This is a genomic window from Flammeovirga agarivorans (assembly GCF_012641475.1).
Lineage (GTDB): Bacteria > Bacteroidota > Bacteroidia > Cytophagales > Flammeovirgaceae > Flammeovirga > Flammeovirga agarivorans.
Genome location: NZ_JABAIL010000012.1, coordinates 120048 through 144846 on the forward strand (window position 1 = coordinate 120048; position 24799 = coordinate 144846).

At 34.5% G+C, this 24799-nt stretch carries 23 protein-coding genes and 1 other RNA gene; 11 read left to right on the forward strand and 13 right to left on the reverse strand.

Annotated elements, in window-relative coordinates:
* Positions 1-2 precede the first annotated feature (2 nt).
* The 6 genes from mnmE to nth all read right to left on the reverse strand — a co-directional run bounded on the left by mnmE (position 3) and on the right by nth (position 5920).
* Entirely contained in the window at positions 3-1382 is a 1380-nt protein-coding gene (gene mnmE / locus HGP29_RS25015) for a tRNA uridine-5-carboxymethylaminomethyl(34) synthesis GTPase MnmE (RefSeq protein ID WP_168885197.1), read from the reverse strand.
* Between the two features lie 168 nt (positions 1383-1550).
* Positions 1551-2333 carry a type 1 glutamine amidotransferase domain-containing protein gene (locus HGP29_RS25020; RefSeq protein WP_168885198.1) on the reverse strand — a complete coding sequence of 261 codons (783 nt, stop codon included), beginning with the start codon at positions 2331-2333 and terminating at the stop codon, positions 1551-1553.
* 73 nt (positions 2334-2406) lie between these two features.
* Complete coding sequence (locus HGP29_RS25025) at positions 2407-2982, reverse strand: Crp/Fnr family transcriptional regulator (RefSeq protein ID WP_168885199.1); 576 nt, start codon at positions 2980-2982, stop codon at positions 2407-2409.
* Positions 2983-3075: 93 nt separating this feature from the next.
* Positions 3076-4374 carry a FecR family protein gene (locus HGP29_RS25030; RefSeq protein WP_211093415.1) on the reverse strand — a complete coding sequence of 433 codons (1299 nt, stop codon included), beginning with the start codon at positions 4372-4374 and terminating at the stop codon, positions 3076-3078.
* Between the two features lie 52 nt (positions 4375-4426).
* Positions 4427-5056: an RNA polymerase sigma-70 factor gene (locus HGP29_RS25035; protein ID WP_168885201.1), complete on the reverse strand. Its 630-nt coding sequence runs from the start codon at positions 5054-5056 to the stop codon at positions 4427-4429.
* A gap of 198 nt (positions 5057-5254) precedes the next feature.
* The gene (gene nth, locus HGP29_RS25040) at positions 5255-5920 is read right to left on the reverse strand and encodes an endonuclease III (RefSeq protein WP_168885202.1); all 666 of its coding nucleotides are present in this window, start codon (positions 5918-5920) and stop codon (positions 5255-5257) included.
* Between the two features lie 406 nt (positions 5921-6326).
* Between nth and nagB the strand changes: the two genes are divergently transcribed.
* Together nagB and HGP29_RS25050 are read left to right on the forward strand one after the other, a co-directional pair.
* The gene (gene nagB, locus HGP29_RS25045) at positions 6327-8255 is read left to right on the forward strand and encodes a glucosamine-6-phosphate deaminase (protein WP_168885203.1); all 1929 of its coding nucleotides are present in this window, start codon (positions 6327-6329) and stop codon (positions 8253-8255) included.
* A 185-nt stretch (positions 8256-8440) separates the two neighbouring features.
* On the forward strand, positions 8441-9688 hold the full coding sequence (locus HGP29_RS25050) for an exo-beta-N-acetylmuramidase NamZ family protein (protein ID WP_168885204.1): 1248 nt from the start codon (positions 8441-8443) through the stop codon (positions 9686-9688).
* 96 nt (positions 9689-9784) lie between these two features.
* On the opposite strand, the gene HGP29_RS25055 is transcribed toward HGP29_RS25050, so the two are convergent.
* From HGP29_RS25055 to HGP29_RS25075, 5 genes are all read right to left on the reverse strand, one after another.
* A complete protein-coding gene (locus HGP29_RS25055; protein ID WP_168885205.1) occupies positions 9785-10198 on the reverse strand; it encodes a hypothetical protein in 414 nt (137 codons plus the stop codon).
* Positions 10199-10229: 31 nt separating this feature from the next.
* On the reverse strand, positions 10230-10655 hold the full coding sequence (locus HGP29_RS25060) for a hypothetical protein (RefSeq protein WP_168885206.1): 426 nt from the start codon (positions 10653-10655) through the stop codon (positions 10230-10232).
* A 75-nt stretch (positions 10656-10730) separates the two neighbouring features.
* Positions 10731-11897, reverse strand: coding sequence for a hypothetical protein (locus tag HGP29_RS25065; protein WP_168885207.1), 1167 nt, complete (start codon positions 11895-11897; stop codon positions 10731-10733).
* Between the two features lie 115 nt (positions 11898-12012).
* Complete coding sequence (locus HGP29_RS25070) at positions 12013-12672, reverse strand: nitroreductase family protein (protein ID WP_317169965.1); 660 nt, start codon at positions 12670-12672, stop codon at positions 12013-12015.
* Between the two features lie 66 nt (positions 12673-12738).
* Positions 12739-13506: an alpha/beta fold hydrolase gene (locus HGP29_RS25075; RefSeq protein WP_168885208.1), complete on the reverse strand. Its 768-nt coding sequence runs from the start codon at positions 13504-13506 to the stop codon at positions 12739-12741.
* A gap of 80 nt (positions 13507-13586) precedes the next feature.
* On the opposite strand from HGP29_RS25075, the gene HGP29_RS25080 reads away from it, so the two are divergent.
* The 8 genes from HGP29_RS25080 to HGP29_RS25115 all read left to right on the forward strand — a co-directional run bounded on the left by HGP29_RS25080 (position 13587) and on the right by HGP29_RS25115 (position 20590).
* Positions 13587-14081, forward strand: coding sequence for a hypothetical protein (locus tag HGP29_RS25080; protein WP_168885209.1), 495 nt, complete (start codon positions 13587-13589; stop codon positions 14079-14081).
* Positions 14082-14132: 51 nt separating this feature from the next.
* Positions 14133-14693 carry an aminoacyl-tRNA hydrolase gene (gene pth, locus HGP29_RS25085; RefSeq protein ID WP_168885210.1) on the forward strand — a complete coding sequence of 187 codons (561 nt, stop codon included), beginning with the start codon at positions 14133-14135 and terminating at the stop codon, positions 14691-14693.
* Positions 14694-14696: 3 nt separating this feature from the next.
* Positions 14697-15449, forward strand: coding sequence for an SPFH domain-containing protein (locus HGP29_RS25090; RefSeq protein WP_168885211.1), 753 nt, complete (start codon positions 14697-14699; stop codon positions 15447-15449).
* Positions 15450-15470: 21 nt separating this feature from the next.
* Positions 15471-15998: a ribosome maturation factor RimM gene (gene rimM, locus HGP29_RS25095; protein WP_168885212.1), complete on the forward strand. Its 528-nt coding sequence runs from the start codon at positions 15471-15473 to the stop codon at positions 15996-15998.
* Between the two features lie 259 nt (positions 15999-16257).
* Positions 16258-16824: a hypothetical protein gene (locus HGP29_RS25100; RefSeq protein WP_168885213.1), complete on the forward strand. Its 567-nt coding sequence runs from the start codon at positions 16258-16260 to the stop codon at positions 16822-16824.
* A 104-nt stretch (positions 16825-16928) separates the two neighbouring features.
* Positions 16929-17786, forward strand: coding sequence for a LytTR family DNA-binding domain-containing protein (locus HGP29_RS25105; protein ID WP_168885214.1), 858 nt, complete (start codon positions 16929-16931; stop codon positions 17784-17786).
* A 144-nt stretch (positions 17787-17930) separates the two neighbouring features.
* Positions 17931-18356, forward strand: a complete 426-nt coding sequence (locus HGP29_RS25110) for a DUF2141 domain-containing protein (protein WP_168885215.1) — start codon at positions 17931-17933, stop codon at positions 18354-18356.
* Positions 18357-18358: 2 nt separating this feature from the next.
* Positions 18359-20590 carry an FAD-dependent oxidoreductase gene (locus HGP29_RS25115; RefSeq protein ID WP_168885216.1) on the forward strand — a complete coding sequence of 744 codons (2232 nt, stop codon included), beginning with the start codon at positions 18359-18361 and terminating at the stop codon, positions 20588-20590.
* 60 nt (positions 20591-20650) lie between these two features.
* On the opposite strand, the gene ffs is transcribed toward HGP29_RS25115, so the two are convergent.
* Positions 20651-20741, reverse strand: an RNA gene (ffs, locus tag HGP29_RS25120) — signal recognition particle sRNA small type.
* Positions 20742-20864: 123 nt separating this feature from the next.
* Positions 20865-23786 (reverse strand): DEAD/DEAH box helicase, encoded by a 2922-nt coding sequence (locus tag HGP29_RS25125; RefSeq protein WP_168885217.1) that lies wholly within the window; start codon positions 23784-23786, stop codon positions 20865-20867.
* Positions 23787-24074: 288 nt separating this feature from the next.
* On the opposite strand from HGP29_RS25125, the gene HGP29_RS25130 reads away from it, so the two are divergent.
* Positions 24075-24689 (forward strand): DUF4230 domain-containing protein, encoded by a 615-nt coding sequence (locus HGP29_RS25130; protein ID WP_168885218.1) that lies wholly within the window; start codon positions 24075-24077, stop codon positions 24687-24689.
* The last annotated feature ends 110 nt before the right edge of the window (positions 24690-24799 follow it).

Here is a 24799-nt window from a genome sequence, read left to right on the forward strand (position 1 = left end):
AATTACTTACCGATACAGAACTTACTGAAGATATTCTCCAGTAAATCGTCGGTAGTTACTTCACCAGTGATCTCACCTAAGTGGTATAGTGCATTTCGGATATCCAATGCTAAGAAGTCTCCAGTCATACCCATTTCAACACCATTAATCACATCATCTAATGCTTTCATAGTTTCTCGAAGTGATTGGTAATGACGTGCATTCGTAACCATTGTATTTCCAGACTGAACCTTGTCAAGGTTAACCAAGTGTAAGGCTCTTTCTTTCAATTCTTCCACACCAGTACCTTGATCTGCTGAGATTTTGATCAAGTGGTCAGAGAATTCATTGAAATCAGTAGCTAACCCATTGGCCAATTGGTCCAATTTGTTAGCAACCAAAATATAAGGTACCCCTAACTTCTCTAATGCATCAACTTCTAGTTTTACATCCTCAATTGACGAAGTTGCTGCATCAAACATATACATGATCAATGATGCTTTTTTCATCTTCTCATAAGAACGTTGCACACCAATCGCTTCGACTCTATCTTGAGTTTCTCTAAGCCCTGCAGTATCGACAAAACGGAAAGTAACACCTCCAATATTGATTTCATCCTCAATAAAATCTCTGGTTGTTCCTGCTACATCAGAAACTATGGCTTTTTCCTCATTCAGTAATGCATTTAGTAAGGTTGATTTCCCCGCATTTGGCTTACCTGCAATAACAGTAGGTACACCATTCTTCAAGACATTACCCATAGAGAAAGAATCAATCAATGCTTTAATTACTCTTTTCAATTCATTGATTAATTCTACTAGTTCATCTCTTGAAGCGAATTCCACATCTTCTTCCGAGAAGTCTAATTCCAACTCTATCATTGAAGCAAAGTGAATCAACTTTTCTCTAAGCGCTTTGATATCTCGAGAAAAACCACCTCGCATTTGCTGCATTGCGGCATCTCTTGAAGCGTGTGAATCTGCTGCGATCAAGTCGGCAACGGCCTCTGCTTGTGCTAGGTCTAATTTGCCATTCGCAAAAGCTCTTTGTGTAAATTCACCTGCTTTTGCATACCTCGCTCCTACTTTCATAAAAAGTTGTAGAAGTTGGTCTGCAATAAATTGTGAACCGTGGCAAGATACTTCTACCGTATTCTCACCTGTATATGATTTAGGACCGTAGAAAATTGTAGCTAAAACCTCATCAACAATTACGCCCTCTTCGTCGCGAATCGTTCCGAAATGAGCGGTATGTCCTGCCTGTTTTTCTAGGTCTTTTCCTTTAAATACTTTGTTTACTATTTTAATCGCATCCGGACCAGAAAGTCTTATCACATGTATTGCAGACTGACCGGGTACTGTTGCTAATGCAACAATTGTATCTAATTCTATCGTATGATGCATTCGATTGATTTTAAATTCCTTGCAAAGATACAGCTTATTTTATTAAGAAAACTTTTATTCAGACTCATTCATATATGAGCAATAAAAAAGTGATAAAACTACCATTTGGAGCTTTATCACCTTTAATTTCATCCTTTGAATACAAGGACAAACCGATATTTATAAGTTCTACTTTGTCAGTTTTGCTAATAACTTTTTAGCTACTAACTCTGATGACGCTGGATTTTGACCTGTAATTAATAAGCCATCTTCTACTGCATAAGCAGCCCAATTATCTCCTCTAGAGTAGATACCTCCATTTTCTTTCAACATATCTTCAACTAAGAAAGGAACAACTTCAGTTAAATTAATTGCTGCTTCTTCCTCATCTGAAAAACCTGTTACTTTTTTTCCTTTTACTAGAGGTGAACCATCTTTTGCCTTTGTTTCTTTGAATACTGCTGGAGCATGACAAACGGCAGAGACAGGTTTACCTGCGTTATAAAAAGACTCAATTAAAGCAATGGACGTTTTATCAGTTGATAAATCCCATAAGGGTCCATGACCACCAGGATAGAAAATAGCATCATAATCATCTGCTTTTACGGCAGATAATTTTAGTGTATTCGCCATCTGCTTCTGTGCTTCTTGATCCGCTTTAAAACGTTTTGTCGATGGTGTTTGTGCATTGTCTGCATCACTTCTTGGATCGAAAGGCGGTTGCCCTCCTTTTGGTGATGCTAATGTAATTTCAACTCCTTGATCTTTTAGGAAGTAATATGGAGTGGCAAATTCTTCTATCCAGAAACCTGTTTTCTCACCAGTATTTCCCATTTGGTCATGACTAGTAAGTACAAATAAAACTTTTTTTGGTTGTGCTTCTGTATTTGATTGAGAGGTCTTTTCTGAACCACAAGATTGGAACATTAATAAAGAGATAAGACCGATTAATAAATGCTTTAAATTGATCATTTGAATTTTATTTTTAACAATGCAAAACTCAAAAAATAAATTCACTTATAAAATTGATCTATGATAAGAAAAGTTATTGCTTCGCTAGTTCTCTTCTTATTCTACTTAAGCTTTCTGTAGTGATTCCAAGGTAAGATGCGATATGATAATTCTTAATATGCTTCTCGATTTGCTTATGCGATGTTAGGAAATCCAGATATTTCTCTTTCGCTGTTTTTGAAAGGTTATTAATAATACGCAGTTGAAAAGCTCCAAAGCTATGTTCTAGCTTATCTCTAAAAAAACTCTCGACTTTGGGAATCTTTTCAAAAACCTCTTTTTGAGTTATTCTTGATAATTCTAAAACCGTTGTATCCTGAATACATTCTATTGTAAGTATAGCTGTTGATGCATCAAAATAAGCAGTATAATCACTTATCCACCAATCATGGATTGCAAACTGCAAAGTATGTTCTCTCTCATGAGTATCAATAAAAAAAGAGCGGAGACAGCCTTCTATCACATAATATTGGGTGAGAACTTCATCTTTTTCCTTTAAGAGGATATCTCCTTTTTTAAAATGCTGAAGTGCTATTCTATCCTTTATAAACTGCCATTCCTCTTCAGTTAAATCAACTCCGTTAAAAGCTGCTTTTATCAAATCTTCCATTCAAAATTTCAATCGGTCCGAAAAAATAAGATACAAAAAAAGACTACCCTATTAAAGAGTAGCCTTGATATATTTTGAATGATAATCAGTAATCTATTTTAATAATACTTTACCATCTTCTGTAACACCTGATGAACAACCAATTACTTCAGTTACTTGTTCAATAACTGTTTCAATTGATTTGTTATTAAATGTTCCTGTGAATTTTCTTGCCTCTAAGTTTTGGTTTTCGATAACTATATCAACACCATATGCTTTTGACAATACTTCTGTCACTTCTTTTAAAGTATTTCCTTGGAAAACTAAATTGGACTGTCTTAAAGACAATGCATCATGGCTATCGTAAGTAAGTTTGTTAACTCCTTCTGTAGACAGAATACCTTTTTCGTCTTTAACTAAAACAACATAGTCGCCCGAGTTTTTATCTTCAAATCTTACTTTACCAGTCACTACCTCTACTTCATTTTCTTTCAAATGAAAAGATGTTCCCAATACAGTCGTTTTTGCTTTATCAGTGATAATACTAAACGGCTTTTGTGGATTTCGATGAACATCAAAAAACGCATCCCCCTTTAGAGTCACTTGTCTTGAATCACTAGCAAATTCTTCTGGGTAGGTAATTGAACTGTTTTTATTCAACCATACCTCAGTACCATCAGGTAATTCAACCAATGCTACATCACTTCCTGATTCAAATGTTTTCAGATCAGCCTCTCCAGTTAAAGAGAAGTACAACGTAAAACCAACCGTTAGTAATACAGCCACAGAAGCAGCCATTCTTACTTGGAAGTTCCACATCGATTTCTTGCCCTGAGATACAGCTGTATTCTTTTCTACTTTGAAAGTGGTGTTTTGAGGCTTTTCTTCTTTCTCATCAACACTCATACGAAGCAGCATTTTTGCCATAGCAGCATCCATCTCTTCTCCAGAAACTTCTTTTCTTTGTTTATGACCCAAAGAAGAAGATGCTTTCCAGATGTCAAGAACATCCTGATCTACATTAGAATTATTTTCTTCTAATGAAGCAGCCATTTCAGATTCTTCAGATTCGATTTCTAAAATCTTTTGCCAGATCTGATCTACTTTTTCATCCAAAGCTTCAACATTCGTCCTCGAACGTCGGCCTTGTTCCATGGAGCCTGCTGTATTCCAGATCTCCGTCACTTCTGATAAAACACTTTTGAAAGTAGCATCCTGAGCAGCAACCTCTTTGGCTTTTACAACCGCTTGGTCATCACCGCCCAAACACTCAGCAATCAGTGTCCAATCAATGTTAATTTCCTTATCCATAAAAATTCGGATAAATTTATAATTACTCGTTAATCTTTTTTCTAGTATTTCGTGAAAGTTCTTACCTTTTCGATCCACAGTAGAAACGTAAAGCTTAGGCATAGTTACGCTTCAATCTATTGACAACTAGGTAAATGTTGTGGACAAAAAAAATCTAAAAAAATTTCCCCTCAAGAAGATTTTCTATAATTAATCCAATTATTGCCCATCCACCGAACGACATTAAACTTGGGTCTGCATGCCCTTTTAACTTTTCTCTTAGTTGTTTTAAAGCTAACCCGATTTGATAATGCACTGTTCTTACAGGGATATCCAATGCTTCTGCAATCTCCTTATAAGTTAGATCTTCAAAACGGCTCATTTTAAAAATCTCTCTCATTTTTTCCGGTAGTTCCTCGATAGCAGAAGTTAATCTTTTCTCTAATTCAGAAAAATGATAAGCATCTTCTGTTTCGTTTTTCGAAACTTCCATTCTTTCGGCTACCCCTCTTTGGTATTCCCTTTCAAAGTTTCTTCTTTTTATAAAATTGAGCGTATGGTTTCTTGCCGCTCTATATAAATACGCTTTTAAAGATAAATTAATATTTAGGTTTTCTCTCTTCGTCCAAAAGTTCACAAAGATGTCTTGCACTAATTCCTCAGCAGTTTCCCAATCGTGGACCATGCTGTTAATAAAATTAAGAATCGCTTGATAATATTCCTTTGTGATATATTCCCAAGCCAATCGATCTCCTCCTTTTACTAAGTCGATCAATTCGCCTTCTTCTATATTTTCAAAACTCATTTATACTAATATCACTTATACGAAAGTTTTATTTTGTTGCCTAATATACAAAGTTTTAGGAAGTAAGGTATATGATAAATATCCCTATCCTACTTTACAGGCTTATATTCGGCTTTTTTTTATGTAATGACGAATTATTTTTCCTATTACGTCATTTTAATTTGACGGTTTTAGAAGATTATAGACAAAATTGCTGATTTACTTCTTTGTCTTTTTCTTTTTTGCAGGAGCATTGAAAAGGGACTTTCGACCATGTTTCGAGCAAATAGGACAGGTATTAGGGTCATGTCTCTGTGCCGGACAATACTCTCTACCAAAATAAATGATTTGTAGATGCAAGTCGTTCCAATCTTTTTCTTCAAATAATCGCTTGGCATCTTTTTCTGTTTGGGTAACACTTTTTCCTGTAGAAAGTCCCCATCGGTACATCAAACGGTGAATGTGAGTATCAACCGGAAAAGAAGGAACACCAAAAGCCTGTGACATCACTACAGAAGCGGTTTTATGCCCAACTGCTGGAAGTGACTCAAGGTCTTCAAAATTATCTGGTACCTTACCATCAAACTTCTCTACAATAATCTTTGACATTCCATGAATCCCTTTCGACTTCATTGGAGATAATCCACATGGTTTAATGATTTCTTTAATTTCTTCAACCGTTAACTGCATCATATCATAAGGGTTGTCAGCTTTTGCAAATAATAAGGGTGTAATCTTGTTCACTCTTTCATCTGTACATTGAGCAGATAATGCTACAGCCACTAATAATGTAAAAGGGTCTTTATGATCTAATGGAATAGGTGGATTAGGATATAAAGTCTGTAAAGTATTTACGATATCTTGAACCTTCTCTTGCTTTGTCATTTTATGATTTTGATGTTTGATCTTGCAATTTATATGATTCCGAAAATATTACCCATTTTAAATTTTGCAACCCTTAAAATTGAAGCACAATTGTACTATTAGACGTTTTTTATACACTTAAATTAAGTATCAGCTTTTTAGGCTAAAAAAATTCCGATAATCCTCATTTTGGAGTGTTGTAAGATTATATATTAAATAAATATTAAGATATCGCTCAAAAGCAAACTTATCAACGACCAACGGCGTTTATCTATCGACGAACGTCTTGTATCGAAATAATTATGGATGCGCCCCCCGTATCTCTAATTTTGTAACGTATTCAATGATTTAATCATAACACAATGAATGTGTTACATCTTAAAATCATTTGAATAACCACAATTGATTTAAACAAAGCATTATTAACATGAACACTACAATTTTGAACCAACAAATGATGACAGACCGAGAGTTTGAACGTTTAGAAACACTTACTTTTAACACAAGTGCTGATGCATCAGTTGTTATTGCTCATGAGATCGCTGATTTGATCCGTGATAAAGCTTCAAAAGGAGAAAATGCTGTTCTAGGACTTGCTACAGGTTCTTCCCCTCTTAAAGTATATGATGAGTTAATTCGTCTACATAAAGAAGAAGGACTTTCATTTAAAAATGTGATCACTTTCAACTTGGATGAATATTATCCAATGCAACCTGATTCGGTACATTCATATGTTCGTTTCATGAATGAAAACTTATTCGATCACATCGATATTCAAGAGAAAAATATCCATATCCCTGACGGTACATTAGCAATGGAAGATGTATATGCTTTCTGTGCTGATTACGAAGCAAAAATTAAGCAAGCAGGTGGTTTGGATCTACAGATATTAGGTATTGGACGTACTGGTCACATTGGTTTTAACGAACCTGGTTCTACAGTAAACAGCCGTACTCGTATGGTTACTTTAGCTGCTGTGACTCGTATTGATGCTGCTCCATCATTTGGCGGTATCGAAAACGTTCCAAAACGCGCGATTACAATGGGTGTTAAGCCAATTATGAAAGCTAAGCGTATCGTAATGATGGCTTGGGGTTCTGGTAAAGCTCCTATCGTTAAACAAATGGTAGAAGGAAACATTTCAATGCAGGTTCCTGCAACATTCCTTCAGAATCACGATAATACTTCTGTTTTCCTTGACGAAGCAGCTTCTGAGCAGTTAACTCGTGTAACTACTCCTTGGTTAGTTCGTGAAGTAGAATGGACACCAGCAATGGTGAAAAAGGCTGTTGTTTGGTTGGCATACAAAGCTGAAAAGCCAATCTTAAAACTTACTACTAATGATTATTTAGAAAGCGGTCTTGATAGCTTGCTTTCAACAAAAGGTTCTGCATACGAATTGAATATCGAAGTATTCAACATGTTGCAGCACACAATTACTGGTTGGCCAGGTGGTAAGCCTTCTGCAGACGACTCACAACGTCCAGAAAGAGCTGAACCAGCTAAAAAACGTGTAATTATCTTCTCTCCACACCCTGACGATGATGTAATCTCAATGGGTGGTACTTTCCAACGTTTAGTGGATCAAGGACATGAAGTACACGTCGCTTACCAAACTTCTGGTAACATTGCCGTATCAGATGACGATGCGCGTAGATATGCAATGTTTACTCAGTCAATGATGAAGAACTTAGGTTTCGATTCTGCAGAGTCTAGATCAAAATTCAAAGAAATTACTGGTTTCTTGGATGCGAAAGAAGATGGAGACATCGATTCATTTGCAGTTCGTCAAATCAAAGGTCAGATTCGTAGAGATGAATCTATTGCAGCTTGTCGTTACACAGGTATTCCTGAATCACAAGTTCACTTCTTAGATTTACCATTCTATGAAACTGGTAAAGTTCGTAAAAACCCTGTAGGTGAAGCTGATATTAAGATCATCAATGAGATCATTTCAGAAATCAAACCTCACCAAATCTATGTGGCAGGTGATTTAGCCGATCCACATGGTACTCACCGTGTTTGTCTTGATGCCATCTTCGCTTCTCTTGAAGAGCTAAAAGCTGAAGATTACATGAAAGACTGTTGGGTATGGATGTATAGAGGCGCATGGCATGAGTGGCCAATCGACGAAATCGAAATGGCTGTTCCAATGTCTCCTGAGCAAGTGTTGAAAAAGCGTACAGCAATTTTCTTCCACGAGTCTCAAAAAGATGGTGTTGTATTCCAAGGTACTGATGACCGTGAATTCTGGCAAAGAGCGGAAGAGCGTAACTCAGATACTGCCAAGTTATACAATGCACTAGGTATGGCAGAATATGAAGCAATGGAAGCGTTTGTGCGTTACCATTTCTAAAAATACTAAGTGAGTGCGATAATTGAATTATTAAGCATCCGAGCGTCAGCTTGGATGCTTTTTCTTTGCACATAACTTTCTCATTCTAAACTCTCCCCACTTTGCATTACTTTTAATCATTAGGAATGTTTTTTTAGAATGATTATTTTTTGATTTTAATTCAAGAACGTTTATCCATTCTATTGATGAAAAGGCTGTATTTTTTCTTTTTAATCACTCTACTCTTAATTACAAATACCACTTTAATCGCCCAAGAAAACAACTATGTTAAAGTAGGTATAGAAGTCTTACGCGACCAAAACTTCAAGGCACTAGCCGGTAAAAGAGTTGGATTAGTGACTAACCCGACGGGTGTTGATATTCATTTCACCTCTACCATTGATATTTTACATCAGGCTCCGAATGTTAACCTAACGGCTATTTATGGACCTGAACATGGGGCAAGAGGTGATACCGATGCAGGTGCTCATGTCAACAGCTATATCGATCCAGTTACAGGACTTAATGTTTACTCATTATATGGTAAAACACGAAAGCCTACTCCCGAAATGCTCAGTAATATTGATGTTATTGTCTATGATATTCAAGATATCGGAGTAAGGTCTTATACTTTCATCAGTACTTTAGGACTTGTGATGGAAGCTGCCGCAGAAAATAACAAAGAAGTAATTGTTTTAGATCGACCAAACCCATTAGGGGGAAAGAAAATTGAAGGAAATATTGTTGAACCCGGTTTCTTTTCTTTCGTAAGTCAATTTCCTATTCCTTACATCTATGGTTTAACTGTTGGTGAACTTGCCTATATGATGAACTATGAAGGGTGGCTTAAAGGTAAGAAACAGTGTAAACTGAAAGTGATCCCAATGAAAGGGTGGAACAGAAATATGCGTTTTCAAGATACAGGAAGACCTTGGGTTCCCTCATCACCACATATTCCAAATGTAGCTACCGCTGAACTTTACCCTGCTACAGGTATTATCGGTGAACTGGAAGCTAGTTTTATTGGTATTGGTTATACATTACCGTTTGATGTTTTTGCAGCCGAATGGATCAATGGATTAAAATATGCTGCAGCAATGAATGCTCTAAAATTGGAAGGTGTATACTTCAGACAAATTACATTTACGCCTTATTATAAAGATAAGAAAGGAGTGAAATTACATGGTGTTCAAGTATATATCACAGACTTTGATAAAGTGAGACTTTCTGAAATTCAATTCCATGCCTTAGCTGTTTTAAAGAAATTATATCCAACAAAAAATCTGTTCCAAGGGAAAGAAAACAGATACAGCATGTTTGATAAAGTATGTGGTAGTGATCAGATAAGATTAAAATTCACTCAGAACTTTTCTTTTGAGGACATCAAAGCTTATTGGAGAAAAGATGAAACTACTTTCCTTAAAAAAGCATCCGGTTATATGATGTATCGATAAAACAACCTTACGGTTTGATACAAAACAGTCATCTTATTATGTTACTCACACATAACATAATAAGATGACTGTTTTTTTATTTCCTCCAAGAAGAGTTTAAGCTACTGCTATTCTTCTTTCTTTGGCTTGTGATAGTAAATAAAATATACCTCCAATGGTAAATAAAGTATCTCCTATAGTCACAATCAAGTAATGGTTTATAGTAATGTCGGGTTGTGTAAACATAAAATACCACCCCATTAATGCCATAATTCCCTTTTCAAAATTAGAATATAAAACAGCAGAAGTTCTGTATTTTTTATTTGTTGCAGCCATAAATAAATACACACCAATACAAGTTACCATCATGGCCCAATGTCCATAAAGTGGAGCTGCAAAAGGTAATTGCTGTAAATTTAATTTTAATAAAGCTTCTGTACCCAGAAACGGAGAAAAGATCATAGGAATGTTGGCTACAGCAGTAATAAAGCCTGTAATCCAGAAATAATATTTTATCGCTTTTTCGTTCATTGTTCTTTTATTTTGGGTAATAAATAAGAGTTTAGGCTAATTTTTTTTCTGATAATGTCTGCAGTGTAAACACACCTGAAATTACCATTAATGCTTCCAATACCATAAGCATAGAATAATCTGCTGCTACCCCAAAAGTGTGGATGGAAACTTGATTATAATCTGATAAAATGAACCATACTATACAGAAAACAATATATGTTTTTGATATAACAGCAAATAAAGCCGTAGCCCAACGAATTGTAGGGTGATAATGGGCTGTAATCATAATCCCTCCTAAACCAACTGCCATAACACCCCAATGAATAATAATAGGTAAGTATTCAGTTGGAATATTCGATGTAAAATCAAATAATAAATAGGTTCCCAACTCTGGCGATAACATGACAGGTAATGCACCCAATAAGGTCAGAATACCTGCAACAAGAAAATAATTTTTGGTGATAATGTTTTTCATATCTATCTGATTTATTGACGACTACAAAATTAGATATCAAACATTTTTATTCTATTGAGGTATGGTAAGAAAAACTTATTGACTCAAATTCAATACTTCATTAATTGTAGAAACAAAATCTATTTCACTTAGTAGTCTTTGGTTTAAAGCTTCTAACTCTTTTCTTTTTTCTTTAAAATAAAGACGATCATCTGATTTAGCGGTATTATAATAATTGGGGGCTATATCTCTTGGATCATCATACGGTCTAGGAAAATCATTCCAAAAGTCATTTTGTCCTTCTACACGATTCTTGTACTCTCTTCTTACTTTACCAGTCTTTGCATTATAAACGGGTCCTATATTTTTCATTTTTATAGGCTTTACTACATCAAATAAATTTATAGAAAAATAATAATATGAAGTCACACGTTTACCCGCAATTTTGGCTGGCATCCAAAAACCTAATGTATTTTTTAATCCTTCAATAAACTTATTATTAACCATTTCTGTAAACCCATTGACTACCTCTACATCTCCAACCCTTCCACTACTTTTTACCGTAAGTCGAAAGACCATTTCTTTTTCATAATAGCTTTCATACTGTATTCCCTTTAAGTATTTTTTCAAGTGCTCTTTAATAGTTAGATCAGTGGCTAGAACTTCAACCGGGTTTGTTGTTTCTACATAAATAGTATCATTATCAGAATTGATCAAATACTTACTCACACTGATTCCATCTTTGTAATTTTCAAGGTATCTAGTGTTATTATAAATATTTGATGTGAATACACCATTATAATTATCAACTAGTAATTTCCCTGTTCGATCAATAATTTTTTCAACTCTTTCTCTATTGTTAGAATAAACTGAATACTTGATGAAATGATTTTTATAAAAGTAATCTATCCATAATCCTTCTTTCTTTCCTAACGCATAGTTTCCTTTTTGAGTAACTCTACCCTCATCATTAAACATATAGAACTTTCCATTTTCTTTCTTTTGGGATAATTCTGTAAAACTAATTAATTGATTAGTATTGATTTGATAAGTAAGGGCATATTGTTTTCCATTATCAGCATTTAAGGTTACATAGCTGTAATGGATTTTTCTTTTATCATTCAATAAAATTGCATGATAGTTTTTATCTAACCATTTAATTTCTTTGTTACCAACCTTATTGATATGATAATCTTGGCAGAAACAAAAAAGTGGAGACATGGTCAATAGTAAAGTATACAATGATTTGAAGAGAATATTCATTAGTTTGTTTGCTTTAAATATTTTAGTTGTGGAGTCTAAGGTACAAAATCTGACGAATAAAAAAAGAGCAGAGAATTAACTTCCCTACTCTTCAATTATTTATTTATGAGTGATATTAATACCACTGACTAATTTCTTCTAAAGACTTCCTTGTAATATTAGGTACTGTTGCTTCCTCTTCAGGATAGCCTACCGGAATTAATAGAAATGGCCTTTCATTAGCAGGTCGACTTAATTCCTTCGCTAAGAAATTCATTGGAGATGGAGTATGTGTTAACGCTACTAATCCTGCCTCATGGATAGCATTGAGTAAAAATCCACTTGCTAAACCTACAGATTCATTGACGTAATAGTTGTTATGACGAACTCCAAACTCATCTATTTCATAGACTTGCTTAAAAACAACGATCAACCATGGAGCTTTTTCTAAGAATGGTTTATTCCAATCTGTACCAAATGGTTTTAAGTCTTCCAACCACTCTTCACTCATTCTACCATGGTAGCCTTCGTATTCTTCTTTTTCCGCTGCTATTCGAATTTTCTTTTTTACCTCAGGATCAGATACAGCACAAAACATCCAAGGTTGCTTATTTGCTCCCGATGGTGCACAACTTGCAGCCTTGATTACATTAGCAATCACTTCTTTGTCTACTGGTCTGTCTGAAAACTCCCTTAATGATCTTCTTTTATTTATTTTTTCAAAGTAATCTTTAGCAGACTGAATCATCTCTGCTTTGGATAACTCATCATGTTTATACGGTATAAAATTTTCCACTGAGTATAGATCGTATTGTTTATATCGGTCATTATAGTGACTAAGTACAATATAAACTAACCAAAATTATAAAACAAAATTATATATGGCTTCCAATAACTCCTTAGGTTTTTCGGCATGTACCCAGTGTCCTGCATCAGCAATCATCTCAATTTGGACGGAAGCAAACCTTTCGTCAATCTCAGACATGTCAAAAGCTTGAATATAGTTAGAGTTTGTTCCACCAATAAACAAGGTAGGTACTTCAATAATATGGTTACAATCTAGTGCCTTTCCTACTTCTTCGATTTTTGCTGTAAGAACTGGTAAATTCATTCTCCAAGCAAAGCCTCCAGTTTTTGGTCTATATATATTTTTTAATAAGAACGAACGTTCTCCTAATCCAGGTATATATTCTGCCAATTTTTTATCAGCTTCTCCCCTAGTTTTTATTTCACTAATTGGAATAGCATTCAATCCTTGCAAAATCGTTTGGTGGTGAACTGGATAGAATCTTGGAGCAATATCAACCACGATCATTCTTTTAGCAATCTCAGGGTAATTAGCAGAAAACTGCATCACTGTTTTACCACCCATTGAATGCCCCAAAATAATAGGCTTTACTAATTGATGTTGTTCTATAAACTCTTTTAAATCGTCTGCTAAAATTTGATAAGAGAACTCCTCACTATGCGGAGATTGACCATGATTTCTTTGATCAACTAAAAAAACATGAAACTTCTCAGCCATTTGTTTACCCAATGTCAACCAATTATCACATTGGCCAAATAAACCATGAAGTACAATTATTGGTGTTTTGCCTGCTTCTCCTAGCTCTCTATAAAACAAATTCATTTACTCTGTAATTTTAATTAAAAGACGAAACGCTTAGTTTTGAAGTGCAATTTATAAAATCATCTTTTTCAAAAGAGATAATGAAAAGATTCTATCAAAATATTCTACTTTATAGCATCATTTTTAGCGTTTTTAGTGCCTGTGGACTTAAAACTTCTGATAAAATCAATGCGAATGATGTCAATAGACAAATAAAAGAAAGAAAGATTAAAAGGATTAAAGAACCTGAGATCGCCAAAAGAGCCTATGTTTTAGGTCAAGAACTTGCTAAAACGATCAAAGTAGAGGATTGTAGTTCATATGATCTAAAATTACTACCGGATAGTACCAGCAATTTTATCAATAAGATATGGGTAGAATGCCAACAACCTACAGATGTGATTGAACAACAAGTTTGGGATGCCTATAAATACAATATGGAACATCAACTTGATTTAGACGACAATATCCAACGTAAGAAAGAAGGTGGACGTGTGGTTTCCTACCTATATTCATACCCAAAGGTTGTTAACGATTCTCTAAAACTCCTTCAAATTGAGTTGAATCACAAAGCGTTGGTCTTATCTCTTTACTAAGAAGAAGCAAAAAACTATCTTTGCAGCTTCAAAAGAAAAATCATTAGAACTATGAAATATTTGATCGTCGGCTTAGGCAACATTGGTCCTGAATATGAAAAAACACGCCATAATATAGGTTTTATGGTAGCTGATGCTTTAGCAAAAAAGTTTGATGCTAAATTTGAAATGGACCGATTGGCTTACGTTACTGATTTTAAAAATAAAGGAAGAAGTATTACTGTGATTAAGCCCACAACGTTTATGAACCTTAGTGGTAAAGCGGTAAAGTATTGGGCGAATCAATTAAAAATACCTACTGAAAATATTTTAGTCATTGTAGACGATTTAGCACTTCCATATACTACTCTTAGAATGAGAGGCAAAGGTGGAGCCGCTGGTCACAATGGTTTAAAAGATATAGAAGCACAACTATCCACTTCCGCCTACCCAAGATTACGCTTTGGTATTGGTGATAACTTTTCGAAAGGAAAACAAGTAGATTTTGTTCTTGGAGAGTTTTCAGAAGATGAAAAAATTGATCTTTATGGATTAATTGACAAATCTGTTGATATGTGTCTTTCTTTCTCAGCAATTGGGTTATCAAGAACTATGAATCAATTCAACAAATAATCAATGACTGACAAAAAACTAAAAAGCTTATCTGGTTACTGGATGATAATCATTCAGGCAGCACTTTTTGCAGGAGCGGCCTATGTATTGTCACTTCCAAACTTAGGGGCAGTAGCTATGCTGATTTTCTTTATCGACCTAGTTTTAATAAGAGGGTATTTTACTGCTCAAAATGGTGAGTCAGTTTTAGTTTCTCTTATGGGAAAATATAAGGGGACAGTCATAAACTCTGGTTTTTATTGGACTCATCCATTCAGAAAAATTCAACGACTAAACCAAAAAGATCATATCAATCACATTGGTCCATGGAATACTTTTGCAAAAGATGGTGTTGAATTAGAAATGAGTGTTGAGATCAGATGGAGAGTGGAAGACGCTGCAAAGGTATTTTATGAACTTTCTGATCCACAAGAATCTGCTCAATCTATTGCCAAAGAAACTGCTCAAACGTTAATAGAAATGTATCCATATGAAAATAATGGAACAGAACGCGTTTCTTTGCGTTTACATTCAAGTACTATCAATAGTGCATATGCTACTGCATTAAAGAAGAAGTTTCTTGAAGCAGGTATAGTGTTAGAAAGTGCTCGATTTAATGGTATCCGATCATTAAAGAAAAAGCACAACCCTGAGGAAGCTTTAACGCTTGCTCAACAACTAGTGAATGATATACACGAGTTGAAACCATTGTCAGACAAAGAGAAATCAAATATGCAGGTGCAGTTGATCAGTCTATTAATGACAGAAAAAATTTAAATAAAGGAGAATTCAGATATTATGAACAAAGACGAATGTTTTGAGTTTGGTAAAATCACTAAAACTCACGGTCTTAAAGGTGAAGTATTAATTTTTGCCGACGTTGATGATCCTTCAGAATACGAAGGTTTGGATGTAGTGTTCTTAGAAAGAAAAGGAAACTTGATTCCTTACTTCTTGGAGTACTTATCATTACACAATAATAGATTTATTGCAAAGTTCGAAGATATTGAAACTTTAGAAGATGCTGAAACTCTAAAAGATGTACAGCTTTACTTACCTCTTTCAGCTCTACCTGAACTAGAAGAAGGACAGTTCTACTATCATGATATCATTAACTTTAAGGTAGTCGATCAGAATTTAGGTGAACTTGGTGTGGTTACAAAAGTATATACTAACAGTGCACAAGATCTAATTGAGATGGAACATTTAGGAAAAGAAATCCTTATTCCGGTGAGTGCAGATATTGTACAAAAAGCTGACTATGAAGCCAAAACACTTCATACCAACTTACCTGAAGGTCTATTAGATATCTACCTAGAAGAATAGTTGTTTCACTACAACCAAAACTGTTATAACACAGTAAATTAAAGCCCTTTTTGGATAATTTAATATAATCCGGAAGGGCTTTAATATTTATCTAGATAACAGATGTTTATGTTATCATCCATTTAAACGAATAAACATTCATTTACTCGCCAATCACGTACATTTGTTTGCATACATACTTTAATAATACTCTTCACACTACACTAAAGAAAGAAGAGACTGTTTACAAAGAATCATCAAGTATTTAAACTACTTTTACGTGAAAAAACTACTACTTCTAATTGGATTATTCTTTATTGGTGGCGCGATGTTCACTAATGAAGCAGAAGCACAAACTTCCGTACAATACTATTATGGAATGGGGAACGTTCAACAAATTTCAGTCTGGCAAAACGTCGATGAGAAAAACTTACTGAACTTCCGTGTGGGGTACCAAGACTTTGATAACGAAAACGTTTCATTGTCTATTGGTTATGGCCGTTTAATTGGTGAATTTTTACCTTACTTGGTATACAATAAGGATGTCAAGTCAGATCTAAATAATTATTCTTTTACCAATGGTTATTATTGGGCTCCTGGTGGACGATGGGATTTTGCTATTGGCTGGACGCTAAATCAGCATGAAACATTAAGAGACGGTACAGGTACATCAGAAATCCCTGCAGAGACTTACTCGAGCTGGAGTCAGAGTTATTGGTTTGATGTATACTACAACTTAACTAAGATGAAAGCACAGCTAGGTGTAGAAGCAGGTGTTACTTCATCTGGTCAGTGGTTCTGGGGTATTATGGTATCCAAGGCTTTAGACTTTAAAAAGAAGAAATAAACTGTAGATTATATAATTCTTAAGAAATCCTCTTTTGCTAAAATTTATTAGTGAATGAGGATTTTTTTATTGTACTTGCAATACGAGGAATCCCTAAATTAAATATGACTAATCTACTCAATAAACTAAACGCTGCATTTCCGTTAATCGAAGACAATAAAATAAAAAGTATAGCCTCATTTCTATTCGGTCTTTTTGTCTTTATCTTTCTTTATATCTTCCAGCCCTTTGGCATTGCTGATGTTGTCTTTTATAAGCCTCTATTGATTGGTGGGTACGCATTGATAACAATCTGTAACGTTGCTTTTTGCTTCTTCATTTTACCGAAAATATTCACAAAAATATTCAATCCTGAAAAGTGGACGGTTCTTAAAGCCATTCTTTTTTCTTCAGTAATTATTTTGCTCATCTCTATTAGTAACTGGTTGTATACTTCTACAATTGGGCAAGAGGTTTTATTTATCAGTCATTCATTTATTAAGTTCATAGGAATTACCATTTCTGTAGGTATCTTCCCTACTATTGTTTTTATACTATTCTTAGAATGGAAACTTAGATCAGACAAGGAACAGAAAGCAGAACATATTAATACACAAATTCAAGAACAAGAACTTGAAGAAACGCAAGAAGCTATCTCTTTCCAATTAGAAAAAAAATCATTTTCTATTCCGCTCCATCAATTTTTATGTATCAAATCAGAAGGGAATTATTTAGAAGTTTACAGCGAAAAAAACGGTGCTATTCAAAAGGAAGTGATACGATTATCTTTAAAGAAGGCAAAAGAGCAAATTCAAAAAGACCACAATGTACATCAGTGTCATAGATCTTATATTGCTAACTTTGATAAAATTCAAAAAGTAAGTGGTAATGCTAGAAACTATGAACTACAGCTAGAAAACCTTGATTTTTCAATCCCTGTTTCAAGAAGTTTTTCTAAAGAAATGATCAGTATTTATAAATAATTAGGCCTTCCCATTCGTCCCATTCATCCCAAAAACCTCATTTTTTAGGCCCATACACCCCATTATCTCCTGTTCATCACATATCGGTTTCTTTTTCAAAAAAGTGCTTATACATTAGAGTTACGAACCAAAAATCATACGGTTATGAAAACGACTTTCCTGTTAAGCCTTATATGTATCGTACATACTTTCTTTTCCCTTAAGACAACTACCATTATAATACACGTTAAAGGGATTGAAAATACCCAAGGTAAAATACAAGTAGGCTTGTATGACAACAGTAATGACTTTCCAAAGTATGGACAACATATCGAGGGGGTCTCTGTTGAACCGTCGACTGGTGATGTTTACATTACCTTAGAAAATATTCCTGAAGGGGAATATGCAATAGCTGTGTGGCATGACGAGAATGAAGACAAAGAACTTAATACAAATTGGGTAGGAAAACCAACTGAAAAATATGGTTTTTCTAACAATGTATTTGGCACTTTCGCCCCTCCTAAATTTAAGGATGCTTCATTTTCAATTGAGAATAATGACACTAAAAAGCTTACTATCAATTTAGAATAGAAATGACCTATTATCAATTTGACACTATCATTATTGGTGCCGGTTTAGGTGGTTTAGTTGCCGGTGCTACACTAACGAAAAAAGGTCACAGAGTGCTTTTATTGGAACAACATTATGTGGCCGGAGGATGTGCGACTACTTTTAAAAGAAAGGATTATATCATGGAGGTGGGACTCCATGAGATGGATGGGCTTTATGAGAAGGATATCAAAAAAGATATCTTCGAATATCTAGAAATAGATAAAAATATTAATCTTATTAAAGTACCTGAAGTTTTTAGATTAAAATCAGAAAAACTAGATTTTACACTCCCACACGGAAAAAAGGCCTCCTACGACAAATTGGTAAGTTACTTTCCAAATGAGGCGAAAAACATCCAAAGGTTCCTCACCTTTATGGATAACATACTAACAGAATTACCTCAGTTTCCTTTAGAAAAATGGAAACAAACAATCACTCTGCCGATCATGCCCCTTAAGTTTCCTAACATTGTTAGGGCTGCTAGAAAGAGCTTAGGGGCGTGGTTGGATTATTATTTCAAAGACGAAGATCTAAAGCTATTACTTCAGGCCAACCTGCTTTATTACCATGATGACCCATACTCTATGTCAATGATCTACTTTGCTGCCGCACAAACCAGCTATATCAATGGAGGTGGATATTTCATCAAAGGTGGGTCTCAAAAACTTTCTGACTATTTGGTATCTATCATTAATAATAATGGAGGACAGGTAGTATTGGGCAAAACGGTTAAAGAAGTAATTATTGAAGAGGGTAAGGCAAAAGGTGTGCTTTATCATGATAAGTACCAGAATTCATCGAAAAATAGAGTCTATGCAGAAAACATCATCTCCAATGCAGCTATTCCTGTACTTGAAAAAATGCTCCCCAATAAAGAGGCATTAAAAATCAATCAAAAAGTTGGACACTTAAAACCATCTTGTTCTTTATTGAGTATCTATATCGGCTTTAAAGGAGATATCAAACAATATGGAAGCGTAAATTATTCTACCTTTTTCTCCCATAAAGAAGTAGAAACTCTAAAAGATGTTCACAAGAATTACCAAGGAGATTGGACAAAACGCAACTTTGTTTTTGTAGACTACTCACAAATTGATGCAGGATTAGCTCCTAAAGGAAAATCCTTCGGTGTAATTTGCTGTGCTGATTATATACAAGATTGGGAAAGTTTATCTTCTGATGCTTATAAAGCAAAAAAAGAGGAAGTAGCATCAATATTTATTCAACGCTTAGATCAGAAGTTTCCAGGCATAAAAAACGAAATTGAGCATTATGAAGTAGCCACTTCAAAAACAATTAGAAGCTATATTAATAGCCCAAATGGAACGCCTTATGGGTATGCACAAATAAAAGGTCAGAGTGGTAGAAATAGAACACCATTAAAATCACCCATTCCTAATTTATACTTTGCAGGTTCTTGGTCATTCCCCGGAGGAGGTTTTACAGGGGCAATTATCAGTGGATATTTATGTGCTACTCAAATTCAAGACCAACCTAATGTAGTTTCTAAAGACCAAAATGAACCATCATTAGACACAGAAAACAAAGTAACTCTAATTGAAAAAAAGTTAATAGCAGAAGATACCGTTGAGCTATCTTTTACTAAGCCTGTATCCTTTCAATACAATGCAGGACAATACCTCATCTTAGATCTACTTACGCCGAAATACACAAATTTAGATATATCTCATAGACCTTTATCCATCGTCTCACATCCTAGCGAGGACAATATTCGACTTGCTATGCGATATAGTGACAGCTCTTTCAAAAAATCGATTAAAGAAATGGACTTAAATACCGTATGTAAAATTTATGGTCCTATAGGAAGTTTTTCTACTCAGAATGCTACAAAAGGGATCTCATTTATTGTTGCAGGCATAGGAATTACCCCTATCCTACCTTTACTCAAAGAATTAGAAGACCAGCATTATTCTAACCCAGTATACTTGTTTTATTCAAACAAAAATGAAGTATCAACGGCTTATCATCATGAGTTACAAGAAGTGCAGTTAGAGAACTTCCACTATGTTCCTGTTTTTACAGAAACGGAAGAGAGGATATCTGCAATCACATTATTCTCACACCTTCAACAATGGGATAATTTCCAATATTATATTGTTGGAAACTCTAGCTTCAATAAAGGAATGAAAGAAATGTTGTTGAGTAACCCTAGTATCAACAATGAGGATATCTTAGTAGACGATTTTGGATAAAAAAAGGGTAGACAATTTTAATAACTGTCTACCCTTTTTTGAGGTATCTTTTGGATATAAAAAAACAAGCCAGGAACGCATCGCTCAACCTATTACCCTTGCTTACTTCCGTACCTGGGGGATTCTAGGGAGCAAATCGACCTGACTTGCGATGCAAAGGTACGTACATTTTTTTATTCCACAAGGGTTTTTTCTATTTTTTCATTCAAAAACCATCAAGTTAATTATAATTATTTTATTATCAACAATTTAAAGTTTATTTTTTTTTAAAAATTTATGAAAGAAGTGTCTTGATATCGTCTTTACTCAGTTTTTTCATAAAACTCTCTTCTGTTGTAATTAGTGTATCCGCCAATTCTCTCTTACTTTGTTGTAAAGCAAGAATCTTCTCTTCAACGGTGCCTCTAGTGATAAACTTGTACACGAACACCTGATTTTCCTGACCGATTCTATGTGCTCTATCAACAGCTTGTGCTTCAATTGCAGGATTCCACCAAGGGTCTAGAATGAAAACATAATCTGCTGCTGTTAGATTAAGTCCTAATCCACCTGCTTTTAGAGAAATAAGGAAAATTTGAATATCAGAATTGTTTTGGAAGTCATTTACTTCCTTCTTTCTATCCTTAGTTGCTCCATCTAAGTAAGCATACTTCATTCCTTGCTTATCCAATTCCTTTCTGAAAATAGACAAGTGTTTCACAAACTGACTAAACACTAAAATCTTATGACCTTCTGATATGGCATTACTTAAAGAACGAATCACTTCGTCAAATTTACCTGCAGAATGTCCATAACTTTCTTCTATTAGCTTAGGATGGTTAGCCAATTGTCTCAGTTCTGTAAGCCCTTTTAATAGCATAAACTGCGAACCTGTCACTCCTGTTGTCTCAATATGTTCAAGGATATCATTTCTATAGGATGACTTCACCTCTTCATACTTTTTCTTTTGCTCAGGAGTCATATCGATATACATCACCTTTTCTACCTTCTCTGGCAGCTCAGATGCTACTTGAGATTTATGGCGACGCATAATAAATGGCTTAATCAGACGATATAATTTTGCATATTTTTTTTCGTCCTTCTTTCGTTCAATTGGATTAAGAAACTCTTTCTTAAAGAAGTTCTGACTACCTAAAAGACCAGTATTAGCAAAGTTCATCTGAGACCACAAATCCATCGTTGTATTTTCGATAGGAGTACCAGACAACAGTAATCTTTTTCTACTTTTTAACTGATTTACAGCCTTTGTAACAATAGAAGAAGGGTTTTTAATCGTTTGAGCCTCATCTAGAATAGTATAATTGAAATAGTATTGAGATAAAATTTCGGCATCTATTCTTGCTGTTCCATACGAGGTAATTACAATATCATACTTTCCAAACTGTTCAGGATCTTTTGAACGGTTAGTACCGGTATAATTGAGGATCTTCATTTTAGGCGTGAATTTCTTTGCCTCCATCTCCCAGTTGTATACCAATGAAGTAGGCATGATCAACAATGAAGTTCCGTTCTCAGATACCCTCTCGTATTCTAAAATACTTAGCGTTTGTACCGTTTTACCAAGTCCCATATCATCGGCTAAACATCCTCCGAAGTTATATTCAGAAAGGAATCTCATCCAATTGTATCCTGCCTTTTGATAAGGTCTAAGCTTTCCTTTAAAAGATCTTGGTACTTTATATTCTTCAATTTGATCGAAGTCGTTTAAGCGAGCAAGCTTTCTATCGAAACTCACCTTTGCCAAAGACCCTTCCTGTAATTCCTGTACTAATGCTAAGTGATGTTTATGCAAACGCGGCTCATCACTTTCGTTATCTAAGAAATAAAATAATTCTTGGTATTGAGCAAACCATTCATTGGGTATAACTGCAATTTCTCCATTCGGTAATTCAAATTCATGTCTACCAGAAACAATCAGTTTTCTAATTACTTTAAACGGAATTTCATATTCACCAAAAACTACTTTTGTTTTTATATCAAACCAATCTTTATCTTCTGATACTTCGAGATTTAACGTAGATTCTCCAACAAAGTAAACCTTCTGATCATCTACCTCTTGTTTTATTTCAAGCCCCTGCTCTTTTAATAATTTAGAGTGATGAGAAATCCAGGTAAAAGCATCATTTTTTGATAAAGTAACAACACCTTTCGTTGCAATATCTAATTGAGTATCTTCCATTATTTTCATAATGTTATACTCATAGTCTTTATCTCTCCAAGTCTTGGTAAATGTAAACTCATCATTTGCATATTCGAGAGTTACTTTACTTCTTTTACCAATATCTGCTGCACTTACTTCCTCTCCGGCATAATCAAAGAAAAGACCTAATTCTACATCTGTTGGTATACTTCTATCCACAACATCACCCTCTTCATGTCCTTCAATGTGAAGTTCCTTTAGACGTAAAAATGCATGTGGCTTTTCATTTCTATTGATGATTTCAAAACCAGAAGCTTTTACTTTATAATCTTCGATAAGGTGTGTGATAAACTTTTCATAATAGCTCTCCTCCATTTTTTGAGGAACGGCAATAAAGTTTTTATAGAGGAATGGTTTTATTTTTTTGCCATCCATACCACCTTTAAATGTATACAGCTTTCCTTCTAACAGAAGCCATGCTGGGGTGTTGGATAATAAGACAGCGTTTTTGTATTGAAACTCGACCTTTTCACCATCATGGTACATAAAAGGTCTATAGTTAGTATTTTTCTCTTCTTTATTTCTCCAAAACCGAAATTCGATTTCTGCCTTTTGTTTTTGGACTCGAATCGTTTTAAAAATTGGGTCTCCATCTTTTCCCATTTCAAAAACCATCTTCCCATAAAGCTTGCCCAGGATATTGGAACGTTGCTTTTCAACAAAATCCAGTATCTTTTTCTGTAACACTTTATCTCCTTTATTTTCATCAAAAATCGTTAAGAAAAAAGTGTTAGGCTTCATTCTTTTCTTGCCACCAAAACGGTTGACAATAGCTTCGGGTTGAATTTCATCCATTAGGGTAATCAACTCATAATCTGTTTGGTCTAGTTTACTACTAAACTCATGAGCATTCCTAGAAGAAATGTTTTGATGCTGTAAAGTCAGTTTATTTTCTTTATTTAACTGAACTACAAACGATTCAAACAGATACCCTAAAAACTGGTGTTGAAATAATGAATATACTAACTGAAATGGTTGACTTGTGGAAACCTTCATCTATTCAATACACTTTTCTTTGTGCAGTTTACTCCAATAATAAATTATCAAAACTAGCATATTTCTATTGATGCACAATAGGACAAACCAAAAAAGTATATTTTTTTATTTCAACAAAGCTTAATTGGATTTTGCAGATTGTTAATTATATCTAAAATAAACCCCAATGTTGCACTAAGTAACACTAATTATGCAAACATTTGTAATTCAATGATTTGAATATTTGTTTAAGTTAGTCGTAAACAGGTATTTTTGAGTGAAATAATTCGCTAACGAAGAAGAAATTATATGTCCTCCAAGTTACATACTACAATTCTAACACTACTTGCTGTAATCATGTCGATCTATATCGGCTATGACCTATACTGCGAGAATTACTCTGACAAAGCCAACGAACACCAACTTATTGTTGAAGAACTTGAAGGTTTAGGACGTTTAGAGTTGTATAAAGCGCATGTACGTGATGTAGCGGAATATACTGCAGACAATGAATACCTAGCAGATATACCCGTAGCCAACGAATTATTCAAATCTAAAATTCTTGCTGTTATCGGAGGAGAGATTGTTGCTTATATCAATCTTAATGAGATCCATGAAAAGGATATCCATTTAATGGATTCTACTGTAATTGTTGATTTACCTGTTCTTCATATTGATGGCAGAGTGAATCCTAAAGAAGTAAAAATCTACTCTTCAGAACATGCTGGCCCTGACGCTATGAACCAATTATATATTGAGGCAGAAAAGAAACTGAAAGTTACAGGGCAAGAAATGCAACTTGAAGCTCGCGCAAAAGAAAACGCTAAACAATATTTGGCACCCATATTGTCTAAGATTAGTGGTAATAAAAATATCAAGATCAATTTTAAAGACAGTGTGCATCTAAATTATATGCATAAGTAAAAAAGAGGTAATATATTACATCCTATTTTACTCATTATAAAGCACTTATTTAATTTCTTTTATCTAGATATTAACACTTTTGGTTGATTATTTTTAGTGGACCTAATTAT